10 protein-coding genes and 1 pseudogene are annotated in these 11,981 nt (G+C 44.9%); 5 read left to right on the forward strand and 6 right to left on the reverse strand.

The window, feature by feature from the left end; all coding sequences use genetic code 11:
* The first annotated feature begins 131 nt into the window (after nt 1-131).
* Together AAFP14_RS06840 and AAFP14_RS06845 are read left to right on the forward strand one after the other, a co-directional pair.
* Complete coding sequence (locus AAFP14_RS06840) at nt 132-1,235, forward strand: hybrid sensor histidine kinase/response regulator (RefSeq protein ID WP_341731539.1); 1,104 nt, start codon at nt 132-134, stop codon at nt 1,233-1,235.
* A 4-nt stretch (nt 1,236-1,239) separates the two neighbouring features.
* Entirely contained in the window at nt 1,240-2,370 is a 1,131-nt protein-coding gene (locus AAFP14_RS06845; protein ID WP_341731540.1) for a hybrid sensor histidine kinase/response regulator, read from the forward strand.
* 41 nt (nt 2,371-2,411) lie between these two features.
* Here AAFP14_RS06845 and AAFP14_RS06850 read toward each other — a convergent pair whose 3' ends face one another.
* From AAFP14_RS06850 to AAFP14_RS06875, 6 genes are all read right to left on the reverse strand, one after another.
* The gene (locus tag AAFP14_RS06850) at nt 2,412-3,431 is read right to left on the reverse strand and encodes a glycosyltransferase family 2 protein (protein ID WP_341731541.1); all 1,020 of its coding nucleotides are present in this window, start codon (nt 3,429-3,431) and stop codon (nt 2,412-2,414) included.
* 149 nt (nt 3,432-3,580) lie between these two features.
* On the reverse strand, nt 3,581-4,804 hold the full coding sequence (locus AAFP14_RS06855) for a response regulator (protein ID WP_341731555.1): 1,224 nt from the start codon (nt 4,802-4,804) through the stop codon (nt 3,581-3,583).
* 162 nt (nt 4,805-4,966) lie between these two features.
* A complete protein-coding gene (yidD, locus tag AAFP14_RS06860) occupies nt 4,967-5,194 on the reverse strand; it encodes a membrane protein insertion efficiency factor YidD (RefSeq protein ID WP_341731542.1) in 228 nt (75 codons plus the stop codon).
* A 31-nt stretch (nt 5,195-5,225) separates the two neighbouring features.
* Nucleotides 5,226-6,149, reverse strand: coding sequence for a tRNA pseudouridine(55) synthase TruB (gene truB, locus AAFP14_RS06865; protein WP_341731543.1), 924 nt, complete (start codon nt 6,147-6,149; stop codon nt 5,226-5,228).
* An 8-nt stretch (nt 6,150-6,157) separates the two neighbouring features.
* On the reverse strand, nt 6,158-6,916 hold the full coding sequence (locus AAFP14_RS06870) for a calcium-binding protein (RefSeq protein ID WP_341731544.1): 759 nt from the start codon (nt 6,914-6,916) through the stop codon (nt 6,158-6,160).
* Between the two features lie 110 nt (nt 6,917-7,026).
* Entirely contained in the window at nt 7,027-8,760 is a 1,734-nt protein-coding gene (locus AAFP14_RS06875; RefSeq protein WP_341731545.1) for an alpha/beta hydrolase, read from the reverse strand.
* A 277-nt stretch (nt 8,761-9,037) separates the two neighbouring features.
* On the opposite strand from AAFP14_RS06875, the gene AAFP14_RS06880 reads away from it, so the two are divergent.
* The 3 genes and pseudogenes from AAFP14_RS06880 to AAFP14_RS06890 all read left to right on the forward strand — a co-directional run.
* Nucleotides 9,038-10,018 carry an Npun_R2479 family HD domain-containing metalloprotein gene (locus AAFP14_RS06880; RefSeq protein ID WP_340518894.1) on the forward strand — a complete coding sequence of 327 codons (981 nt, stop codon included), beginning with the start codon at nt 9,038-9,040 and terminating at the stop codon, nt 10,016-10,018.
* A 137-nt stretch (nt 10,019-10,155) separates the two neighbouring features.
* The gene (locus tag AAFP14_RS06885) at nt 10,156-11,220 is read left to right on the forward strand and encodes a vWA domain-containing protein (protein ID WP_341731546.1); all 1,065 of its coding nucleotides are present in this window, start codon (nt 10,156-10,158) and stop codon (nt 11,218-11,220) included.
* A gap of 123 nt (nt 11,221-11,343) precedes the next feature.
* Nucleotides 11,344-11,646 (forward strand): annotated as a pseudogene (locus AAFP14_RS06890) (DNA ligase LigA-related protein); the annotation flags it as partial.
* Between the last annotated feature and the right edge of the window lie 335 nt (nt 11,647-11,981).

Here is an 11,981-nt window from a genome sequence, read left to right on the forward strand (position 1 = left end):
AAATGAAACAAAATTTCTGGATTTTATGTTAATTGGAAAACTGATGATTTTGAGGTTAGAATAAAAATGTATAAGGAAAAACTAAATTCATCTAAAAATCAGTCAACCGATAATCTCAGGGTAAAAATACAATGGACTTAACGACCATCATGGTAGTCGAAGATGAAACTATTATTGGTATGGACATTAGAAACAGCTTAAAAAAGTTGGGTTATTCTGTGCCACCCGTAATCGCTACGGGAGAAAAAGCCATCGAAAAAGCCGAACAGCTTCAGCCGCATCTAATTTTGATGGATATTATGTTGAAAGGCTCCATAGATGGAGTACAGGCTGCCCAAGAAATTAGACAAAGGTTCAATTTGCCGATCGTCTATTTAACAGCCAATACAGATCCGATTACTTTGCAGCGAGCCAAGGAGACACAGCCTTTTGGTTATATCATCAAGCCCTTTGAAGAAAAAGATTTACACACCACCATAGAGATTGCTCTGGCTAGGTGTAAAGCCGAAACAGAAATTCGTCGATCTCTGGAAAAAGAAAAGGAACTCAACGAGCTTAAATCTCGTTTTATCACCATGACTTCCCACGAATTCCGCACTCCCCTGACTGCAATTCTGGGCTCGGCAGAGTTGTTAGAACATTACGGTAATAAATGGACTCACGAAAAAAAACTTACCTATCTCCACCGCATTCAAAATAGCGTTCAGCACTTAGTTCACCTATTGGATGACGTGCTATTAATCGGTCAAGCAGAAGCGGGAAAACTAGATTTTAATCCTTTACCATTGGATTTGACCGAATTTTGCAGTAGCTTAGTGGAAGAGTTGGAACTGAGTGCTGGCAGCGAGTATACAATTTCCTTTCAAACATTAGGCGAATCTACTCCTGCTTGTATGGATGAAAAACTGCTACGACATATCCTTAGCAATTTGCTCTCGAATGCTGTCAAGTATTCGCCAAATGGCGGTATTATAAAATTCGACCTCGCTTTTGAGGGTAAACAAGCAAGATTTGAAGTCCAAGATAGAGGAATTGGTATTCCCACAGAAGATTTACAAGAACTGTTCGATCTATTTCATCGAGCTAAAAATGTGGGTAAAATCTCTGGAACTGGCTTAGGACTGGCAATTGTGAAAAAGGCGGTAGATTTACACGGCGGTGAGATCTCCGTCACCAGTGAAATAGGAGTAGGTACTTCATTTACAGTTCAACTTCCCTTAAATAAAGAAATTTAAACCTATGACAAAAATTTTGGTGATAGAAGATGAAAACAATATTCGAGAAATCCTGATAGAAATACTAAATGCGGAGGATTTTGATACTACAGGGGCAGAAAATGGTCGCATTGGGGTAGAATTAGCACAAGAAATTATACCCGATTTAATTATTTGCGATGTGATGATGCCAGAGCTAGACGGTTATGGTGTGATTGCTAATTTGCGGAAAAATCCTGCAACTGAGACAATTCCTTTCATTTTCCTCACGGCAAAATCTAGCAAACATGATTTACGTCAAGGCATGGAATTGGGAGCAGATGATTATCTCACTAAACCATTTACCAGAGAAGAACTGTTAGCCACTATCTCTACTAGATTGCAAAAAAAGATGGCTACAGAGCAACGATTGCAAGCAAAGTTAAATAATTTGCGTAGCAGCATTAACCAGTCCCTTCCTCACGAACTGCGAACGCCTCTGAATGGAATTTTGGTTTCTGCTGATTTGATTTTGGATAAACGTAATTTGCTGGAAGTCTCAGAAATTCGAGAGATGGTGGGCTATATCAAAATTTCCGGTCAACGCTTGTATAGACTGATTCAAAATTATTTGCTATATGCAGAAATGAATTTGGTAGCACTAGATCCAGACCGACTAAAATTGATGCGCAGCCACCAAACTTTCTCGGCTAAAGCAGTGATTAATTATCAAGGGGTCGAACAAGCAAAAAAAGTCGATCGCGAAAATGATTTACATTTGAAAATAGAAGATGCCACCATTGTGATGTCAGAAGGCCGTTTCGCAAAACTGGTGGAAGAATTGATCGATAATGCCCTAAAATTTTCTGCACCAGGAACTCCTATTGAGGCGATCGGCACTACTAGCGATGGGATGTTTAGTTTGCGCATCACCGATCGCGGAAGGGGTATGACTCTCGCTCAGATTTCCTCCCTGGGAGCCTATACGCAATTTGAGCGCAAACTGTACGAACAACAAGGCTGTGGATTAGGACTGGCGATCGCTAAATCTCTAGCAGAGCTGCATGGAGGAGGACTAACCATCAAAAGTATACCTGGTGAAACCACAACAGTTAAAGTTGTTCTGCCGACAGTGCCACGTATCGATCTAGAGGAAGATGAGGACATGGGAGAGTGAGAGCTTTCCACCGATGTGGCATCACCAATCAGCAATCAAAACTAATGAATCACTGCTTCTTTAACTAGGAGCCACTGCATTAACTCTTGCCACTCAGGAGACTTAGCTAATAAATCTGCATCCAATTCATTGCCAGAATTTTGATAAAATTCTGTGAAACATTCCGCCCAATCAATTACTGTTTCCACGGGTAAATAAGGAGTATAATTCCAAGAACGCTGCAAAAACTGTACCATCTCCACGGGATGACCAGTGCGGTGCAAATACCAAGCAATCCAAACTAAGGTACTGTACTTAATTTGCTTTTCCAGCAAACGTATTTTATCTGGCAATTCAGGGCTGGCAAAAAAATTGTCCATTACCGCCGCGAGGGATTTAGCTTGGGGTAAACCTTTATACATGGCACTTTGTTCGTGCTGGCGGTAGCAAACTGTTATTTGGCGCAGCCAATCTGCTTCGCATCCCATTAAAGCCAAGCGCAGCACTAAATCTGTATCTTCCGCAGGTGGAAATCGCGGATCGAAGCCACCAGCGAGATCTAACCAATGGCGGCGAAATATCATCGCGCTGGGCAATACTGGCTTCCACCGGAGCCACATTTCTAAGTCTAATTTAGGCACATTTTGCCAGGGTTTGACATCTTGAAATGGCTCGCCTATACTATTAACTAAGCGCCAACCACTGTGAACTATTCCTAAATTTGGTTGTGCAGCAAACACCGCCATTTGTGATGCTAATTTTGCTGGAAGAAAGAAGTCATCTGCATCTAAAAAAGCGACAAATTCTCCTCGCGCTAACTTGATGCCGTGATTTCTGGCAAGGGAAACTCCTTGATTCTGTTGATAAACATAGCGAATTCGACGATCGCCATATTTCTCTAAAACTAATCTGGTATCATCTTTGGAGCCGTCGTCAACTACAATAATTTCCCAGTCAGTATAGGTTTGGCTGAGAACACTATCGACTGCTTGACCGATGTAAGCAGCGCAATTGTAGGCAGGAATTACCACGCTGATTTGTGGGGGGCGAGCGATCGCCAAATCCCTCGTAACATCACTCATATAGGAGAAGGAAGAAGGAAGAAGGAAGAAGGAAGAAGGGAAATGCAATCAAATCGATGGTTTCAGCAATTAAAATTTTCGTAACTCCCGACAAGGTTTCCTTGACGTGTGCACCCTCGGATAGTTTCCAGATAGATAAATATCTCAGATCAAGAGTTTGCTAAGGTAAGTCGGTGGGAATTGAGTAAATCGTTGTGGCGAACTGCTAGAGGACTGTAATCGCTTTTTGCTTTCAAATACTTGTCCACTACTTGCAAAACTTTTTCTGGCGAAGCCGGCTTGCTCAAAAAATCGGAAGCTCCTGTCATTTTCGCCCGCGTGCGGTCAACGATACTGTCTTTACCGGTCAAAAATACGATCGGAGTTTCCCGAAAAGCCGATGTTTTCCGCAAAAAACTGCATAAAGCAAAGCCTGTTGTCTTCGGCATCAGCACGTCCATAAAAATCAAACCAGGGTTGTGCTTAGCCAAGAGACTCACTCCCTGCATCGGATCTTGAATTTTCAGGACTCGATAGCCTCCATCCAATAAAACTTGCTCTAAAAATTCGCATACTGTAGGGCTGTCATCGATGCAAGCAATCAAAGGGCGACCTGGTTTAGCAATGGCCGCCGCCAAACGCCACTGTTCGATGGGCGATGGCAAATCGGGAACGGTGCGAAAATTAACTAAACCCTGCTTTATGTAGTTCTGCAAAGCGCGGGTGGCGACGGTAACACATTGCTTTTTTTTAAATGCTATATCCCACAGAGTATTCTCGCCGTTGAAGACGTTAGCTAGAGTTAGGAAAGAATTAGAACTAAATCGATTTTTTAATTCCGGCGGTAATCTTAAAAGAGGTGCTTGTTCTGGTTCTACCAACCACAAACTCATTGCTTTCCACTTCTGCCACATTTGTTGTGTAGAATACAAAAGTTGCTGTAGCTCTGTTAAAGACACTAGCAAAGAAGGGATAACATGAGACACATATTTTTTTGATGGACGCCACTCTCGGCGCAAATTCGATTGACCCATCAAAGAAAATAACACTTCTGAAAGGCTGGTTTGGACGATCGCCTTAGCTTGTTCCAGGTTCATTTCATTTTTGGCAATTCCTTGCTGAAGCAGTTGATATTCCCACAACTCCCCAGCATCAAGACCTCTGAGATCCACTTGAAAGTTGCGACAGTGTTGACCTACAGCCCTGTACCAACGTCTCGCCCTATGCCATCCTCCAGTGGCATAAACTAGACTGCCTCGAAAAAAGTAGAGTTGCCATTGTTGCTCCCCTTGCTCTAAGAGCAGTTTTCCTGTTGCTTGCTTCTGGCTGAGCACTGCCAGCGTCTGAGACAGCATTTTGTACCCTATTGCTGTAGTACACATATTCACTCGCATCCCCCGTAGTCCCTTTATCATATTTTACAACTTTTGAGAAGTCGGGACAAACAGTAATATTACTGAGTTTTTGTGAATATTAATACTCTACCTCTATCGGCAACTTGTTGCTTGTTGGTGGTTACTTGTTGGTGGTTCCTGCTGCTACAACTGTTTAATTTACTACTCACAATTATCTGGGGGCGGTACGGGGTCATACCCCCCAGGATGCAGAGGTTGACAACGCAAAATCCGCTTAACTGCCATGGAGCCACCGCGAGCAACTCCAAATCTTTCTATTGCTTCGATCGCATATTGAGAACAAGTTGGGTAAAATCTACAGGCGTTAGGTAAGTAAGGAGAAATTCCGATTTTGTAGCCTTGTATTAATCCGATGACCAATATTTTCATCTCGATATTTATTATTTGGTGTGCGCGATCGCTAAAAGACAATTTGAGGAGCCAAAATCTTGTTTGTATCTGACTCAACTACTTGACCGATACCCAAAAACTGACCATCTTCATGATAAACCTGCAACGGAGAAGATAAGGGAATGGAGGTATTTTTTGCAGATTGCCTACTGTCAATAATTTCTGCTATCGGGAGGCGTTGACCTTGAACCCAGCGTTTGGCATATTCAGCAGAAAGGACGATCGGCCCTAAATGGGCCAAAACCTCTGACGGTAAGATGGGGGAGAATTTATTTTCCTGCAATTGTATTTCTAATTCTGCAAAACTGAGACTTTGTTCGATCGCAAAACCGCTACTTTCAGTACGAGTCAAACGGGCTAAAGTGCCACCTACATTCAACCTAGCACCCAAATCGCGAGCGATCGCCCGAATATAAGTACCCGCCCCACAGGAAATCGCCAAATCCAATTCAGGAAAATCCCCAGGCCGCCAATCCAAAACTTCCAGGCTAAACACCTCTACTTTCCTAGCAGCAACTTCCACAGTTTCGCCCTTCCTAGCCAAATCATAAAGGCGTTTTCCTCCCACCTGAATGGCACTAAAACTAGGTGGGAACTGCTCAATTTTTCCGATAAAATTCGGCAATTGAGTTTGCACTTCTTCTAAACTTAAATCCGGTGCTGGTTGAGAAGTCAGGATTTCTCCTTCCAAATCATCCGTAGCAGTAGTTAAGCCAAACCGAATCGTACCTTTGTAAGCTTTATGATGTTGGAGAAATTGTAACAGCCTGGTTGCCTTGCCCAGGGCGATCGGCAAAACCCCCGTCACAGCAGGATCGAGGGTTCCTCCATGTCCGACTCGCTTGAGTTGCAAGAGGCGACGGACTCTCCCCACGCAGTCGTGGGAAGTCATGCCGGCTGGTTTATTTAAATTCAGAAAACCTTCAAAAGTCATTTAACAAATTAAAGAATGAAGTCAGCCTGACTAATAGAAGTACGGGGAACTCCGAACAGAGTAGCCAGAGTTTCCTTAGTGCTGGTAAGCTGAATAATTGTACTTGGGGTAGTTCCGCTAGTACCAGCGACAATTGTGAGTTCGGCAAAAGTAAGACCGGCGGCCAAGCGAATGCGATCGCTACCATCAGTAAAATCTGTAATCAAATCCGATTCTGACGAAAAACTCAGCGCAAAGGTATCATTTCCCAGCCCACCAGTTAAAGTATCTCTACCTTTATCGCCGGAAAGACTATCATCACCAGCACCCCCAAACAAAGAGTCATCGCCAGAACCCCCAAAAAAGGTGTCATTGCCTGCGCCTCCCAACAAAGTATCGTTATCTTGGTTGCCAAATAGCAAGTCATTGCCATCATCTCCAGTTTGGGAATCAGCACCTTTGCCACCATAAAGAGAGTCGTCGCCTTCATTACCCAACATAGTATCGCTACCGGCACCGCCGAACAGACAGTCATTGCCAGCATCGCCGCGGATGGAGTCGTCGCCGTCTTCGCCGTAGATGAGATCGTTACCTCCTAAGCCAAAAATTGTATCCGGGCCTCCCAAACCGAAAATAGTATCAACGCCGCTAGTACCCGTGAGGGAATCTGGGCCAGAGGTGCCAATCTTGTTGCCAATCCGGGACACTGTTGTACCACCGGGGGTGGGGGTTGGGGTTGGGGTTGGGGTTGTTCTGGGAATTGGTTTTAAAGGGGCTGCTGGTGGCATTGTTTGACCCTGAGTAATTAGATAAAAATTTGCACTTCTAACTTACCCAATTTCTAACAAAATACCTAGATCTCAAGGGCGATCGGATTTTTGATTGCTTCATGCCCAGCTTACCGGGGAACAGGACTCGGCTGAGGTTGAGGAGTTGGGGGTACAGAGGCAGGGCGACTCCGCGGTGGGGGACTGTTGACTAACTGTTGCAATTGTTGCGACGTGAGCGATCGCAAAATTCTCAGCCCTAGGGATTCTCTGGAGATGCTTTGAGCGTAGGAGGATTCGATATAGGGACGGAATTGGGACTGGTTGTTCAAATAGCTTTCCATGAAAGCAAGGCTGAGTCCGTTGAGGTAACGACGGGCTAAGGCGGGTTCTGGTCCGATGACATCGGCAGGTGGAATAAAGATGCTTTGAGGGGATTGGTCGATGGTGGAGAAGTGAGTACCGTTTTTCATTAATACCAGATATTTGTTGGGCGATGTCAACCAAGTGAAAGGTTGAATTTGTTCTACCACAGCGGGGGCTACTGTATCGGCGCTGCCTGCGATTACCATGACTGGAATTTGAATTTTACTGAGACTGGTTTCTCCCAGAATGCTGCTGCTAATCGGGTTAACAGCGATCGCAGCTTTGATGCGCGGATCGCCGAAATTGTACTCTAGGCGCTCCAATCCACGGGCCCGGCATTGCAACAGTAGTGAGATGTTCCAAGTGTCGTTTTCTAGCCGACAGTCTTTGTCTAGCTGTGGCAAATTCATCGGTGCTCCGGCTAAGGCCAAAGCGGTGTAACCGCCGAAAGATTGACCGATGATGCCGACTCGCTGCAAGTCTAATTGCCCTCGGTAAGTTGGATTGCTTACAGACAGGCTGGTTAAATAATCTAGCAAGTCTTTGACATCTAGGGGGCGATTGACAAATTCTGCTGGTTCTGCTACTTCGTTTGCTTTGCCTGTGATTAAGTCTTGCAGTTGTTTGGCGTTGCTGCCGGGGTGTTCGGGGACGGCGACGGCAAAGCCGTAGGAGGCTAGGTGTTTGGCTAAATATTCAAAGGAAATGCGATCGGACCCCAAACCATGGGAAATTACGACTACTGGGGCTGGTCTAGGGCTACCTTGGGGTAGATAGATGTCGATGGGAAAGGTGCGATCGCGATTGGGGTTTTTCAGAGTTACCGATGATTTTTTCCAGGTATAGGGGCCTGGTAGTTGGGGTTGTAGTATTTGGGCGGGGGGAATTTCCGGTTCTGACACTGCTTGTTCTTCCGACAATTTGGCTACTCCTTCGATCGCCCGGTTGGAACGGTTGATCAGCGTCGTCAGTTCGTTGGCGACCCCCAAGCCACGAGCGATGTCAATCCTGATCCCGTAGGTGGGAAATTTTCGTAACACGTTGACAATTGTGACACCTTCTGGGTCTGATGCCGCTAGAATTAACGCAGCTCGAATCGCGTAAAATCCCGGTTGTCGAGCTTTGGTTTGAATTACTCTACCCAAGCGCTCCAGCAGTAATTCTCCTTGGTTTGTGTAGAGGAATTGGGCGATGGTTACGGGGCTGATTTCAGCACGAGCTTGCAAGGCGCTCTGAATCTGGGCTAGCTGTTCTGGTTTGGCGTACTGAGCGAAACCGTCTAAGTTGGAGTCTATTTTGCCTTCTGTGGCGAACAGTGCCAGGGAGTCGATCGGAACTGATACTTCTAGTGGGCCGTAAGTTACGTAAATCCGTTCGGCTGCGATCGCAGGTGTGGCCGTGCAAACAGCCGTAAATGCAAACAATCCTAGGTATTTTTGGATGCCAGAGAGCCGAGTGCGATCGGCACCAGGGGAGGGACTCGGAAACAGAAATTTCATAACTTTTATACCCAGGACTTCTAATAATTAGTCGATCAAACAGTCTCTATTGTTTCACCAATATTTAATACGGAAAAATCGATCGGTTTCCCATAAATTTAGGTTATGGTGTAAAACATCACCCTAAATCACATTTGGGCTTTAACAACCCTAGCTTCCTTTTCCAATTCAATGTCTTGATGTTAAGCCTGCTAACATCCCAATTAATTATTTTTGTCATCATGTTTAGATCTGTGCGATCGCATCTGTAAGTAAAGTTTGAGTGAGAGAATTTATGATGTTCAATGCCACCGCTATCCTGATAGACGCTTTTGTTCAAGAGCTACAGGCTGGCTATCGCCGTACCTACGGCAAATACAAGCCAGACTATCCAGAAATCATCGCCTGGGCAGGGACAATGGCTCTGGAAAATATTGCTAATTGTGATGCTCTATACCACAACGTAGAACATACCATGCTGGTAGCCCTAGTCGGACAAGAAATTCTCCGGGGCAAGCATATTCGTGAGGGAGGAGTGTCGCCGGAAGATTGGTTGCACTACCTCATATCCCTACTGTGCCACGATATCGGCTACATCAAAGGCGTTTGTCGCCAAGACCAAGAAGCTGTCGGTCTTTATGCAACGGGCATTGACGGCGGCATGGTGTCCGTACCCATTGGCGCAACTTCCGCCAGTTTAACTCCTTATCATGTCGATCGGGGCAAACTGGTAATTGACGAACGCTTCGGCGGCCACACACTAATTGATGCCGAACAAATCAAACGCAATATAGAATTGACTCGCTTTCCAGTTCCTGCAAGCGAAACCCATCAAGACAGAAACAATTATTCGGGACTGGCGCGAGCCGCAGATTTAATTGGTCAATTGAGCGACCCCAATTACCTGCGAAAAATTAGTGCCCTGTTCTACGAATTTGAAGAAGTCGGCACTAATAAAATTCTAGGTTACAAATCTCCGGGAGATTTGCGACAAAACTATGCCAAATTTTATTGGAATGGAGTGTTTCCCTACATTCCGGCCGCTCTCAACTATTTAGACTTAACCCAAGGCGGAAAACAGATTGTTGCGAACCTCTACGCTAATGTCTTTCAGGTAGAACACGCTGAACCCCTCGCTTTCACCAAAGTCAACTCTCAAGATTTGCTTAAATCTCGTGGAAAAGGCAATTTAAAAGGAGAAAAAGATGCTGAAAATTTAGTATTTTCAATTTCTGGAGAAACAAAAAAATTTAACGAATTTCCCGATCTAAATCTCTAATCAAAGCGCAGCATTAACACTGACGAAAATCCAGGGAGCCAGAATTAGGATTAAAAAATATTAACCTAGTTACTGACTCTTTTTGTTTGAGGTAAAATAGAGTTAATAACTCGTTGTTTGTTAGGGAGAACTAGGTGATGACAACCAGCAACATTGAAGTCGTTTTTAGCTTTGATACCACCGGCAGTATGTACCCCTGCTTGACCCAAGTTCGCCGCAAAATAAAAGAGACGGTAACAAGACTGCTCGATGAAATTCCAGGCATTCGCATAGGAATTATTGCCCACGGAGACTATTGCGATGCTGGCAGCACCTACGTCACTAAACACCTCGATTTGTCCGGCGATGTCGCCACCATTTGCAATTTTGTGCAAAATGTCCAGCCTACAGGTGGCGGCGATGCTCCCGAATGTTACGAATTAGTATTACACGAAGCTCAGTCACTTTCTTGGACTCCAACTAATGCCAAAACCTTGGTACTAATTGGCGACGATATCCCCCACGCACCAGCTCAAACTCCTCAAAAACTTAACTGGCGTCACGAAGTAGATAAATTAGCACAGATGGGAATAGCCGTTTATGGCATCCAAGCTCTCAACCGTAAGCACGCTAATTTATTCTACAAAGAACTAGCCGAAAAATCTGGCGGTTTTCACCTCAATCTCGACCAATTTTCCTACATCACAGACCTGTTTTTAGCCGTTTGTTACCAACAGTCATCTAGCGAACAACTACAAGCCTACGAACAAGAAGTGGTCAGTCAAGGTCGGATGAATCGCGGATTAAACAAAATGTTTGATACCATGCTGAAGCGGGAAGGAGTTGCTGCTTACGAATCAGCAGAATTGCGAGCCGTAAAACCAGGGAGATTTCAGATTATGGAAGTAGACAACGAAATTTCAATCAAAGCATTTGTTCTGGAGAATGGTTTGAGTTTTAAAACCGGCCGTGGGTTTTATGAATTTACTAAAACAGAAACGATTCAAGGTAAGAAAGAAATTGTATTGATGGAGCGTTCCACAGGAGATTTGTTTGAAGGAGAAGCAGCGCGAGAAATGTTAGGTTTACCAATGGGCGAGACAGTTCGCATCAAACCGAGTAATCTAGAAAAGTATGCGGTTTTTGTACAAAGTACCTCTGCCAATCGCAAACTGATGGGGGGAACTCGTTTCCTTTATGAAGTTGAAGATTGGGATCGTTAATCAAGCTTAAAAGTTCAACCTGTAACCGCCGATCGACTCGGATCATGCTAAGATTTATACTAAGGCTATATCTGTATTTATCCTCAGTATCGGCGGTTAAAAAATATACACTTTAAAATTAATATGCAGCCCGAAATTAAACAGCGAGTTAAACAATTGAGAAAGCAGCTACAAGAAGCTAGCTATGCTTATTATGTTTTGGATGCCCCGATGTTAGCAGATGAGGTGTACGATCGCCTTTATCGTGAATTACAAAGCCTAGAATCCGAATATCCTGAATTAATCACCGCAGAAAGTCCCACTCAGCGCGTCGGAGAAAAGCCCGCGACTCAATTTTATAGCGTTAAGCACAATATTCCTCTATACAGTTTGGAAAATGCTTTTGATATTGCAGAATTTGCTAAATGGCAGGAGCGATGGCTGCGAAATACACCCCCCCTCACGCTGCGAAATACACCCCCCCTCACCCCCCCTTACCAAGGGGGGGGACAAGAAGGAAACTCACCCCCCCTGACGCTGCCAAATACACCCCCCCTCACCCCCCCTTACCAAGGGGGGGGACAAGAAGGAAACTCACCCCCCCTCACCCCAGCAGGGGAGGCACAAGAAGAAAATGCACCCCCCCTCAGCCCCCCTTACCAAGGGGGGGGACAAGAAGGAAATTCACCCTCCCTCACGCTGCCAAATTCACCCCATCCGGTTCCGAACCGGCCACAATACCGGCACCAGCATAGAGTATAGCCCGATCGCCGTCGATTAAT

The sequence above is a fragment of the Microcoleus sp. EPA2 genome (assembly GCA_020882975.1).
In the GTDB taxonomy this organism is placed as follows: Bacteria; Cyanobacteriota; Cyanobacteriia; order Cyanobacteriales; family Microcoleaceae; genus Microcoleus.

Bases quoted from the DNA above. Each gene is read 5' to 3' on its own strand.
- AAFP14_RS06880 (WP_340518894.1), top strand. From the start codon at position 9,038: ATGTTCAATGCCACCGCTATCCTGATAGACGCTTTTGTTCAAGAGCTA.
- AAFP14_RS06840 (WP_341731539.1), top strand. From the start codon at position 132: ATGGACTTAACGACCATCATGGTAGTCGAAGATGAAACTATTATTGGT.
- AAFP14_RS06875 (WP_341731545.1), bottom strand. From the start codon at position 8,760: ATGAAATTTCTGTTTCCGAGTCCCTCCCCTGGTGCCGATCGCACTCGG.
- AAFP14_RS06885 (WP_341731546.1), top strand. From the start codon at position 10,156: ATGACAACCAGCAACATTGAAGTCGTTTTTAGCTTTGATACCACCGGC.
- AAFP14_RS06850 (WP_341731541.1), bottom strand. From the start codon at position 3,431: ATGAGTGATGTTACGAGGGATTTGGCGATCGCTCGCCCCCCACAAATC.
- AAFP14_RS06855 (WP_341731555.1), bottom strand. From the start codon at position 4,804: ATGCGAGTGAATATGTGTACTACAGCAATAGGGTACAAAATGCTGTCT.
- truB (WP_341731543.1), bottom strand. From the start codon at position 6,149: ATGACTTTTGAAGGTTTTCTGAATTTAAATAAACCAGCCGGCATGACT.
- yidD (WP_341731542.1), bottom strand. From the start codon at position 5,194: ATGAAAATATTGGTCATCGGATTAATACAAGGCTACAAAATCGGAATT.
- AAFP14_RS06870 (WP_341731544.1), bottom strand. From the start codon at position 6,916: ATGCCACCAGCAGCCCCTTTAAAACCAATTCCCAGAACAACCCCAACC.
- AAFP14_RS06845 (WP_341731540.1), top strand. From the start codon at position 1,240: ATGACAAAAATTTTGGTGATAGAAGATGAAAACAATATTCGAGAAATC.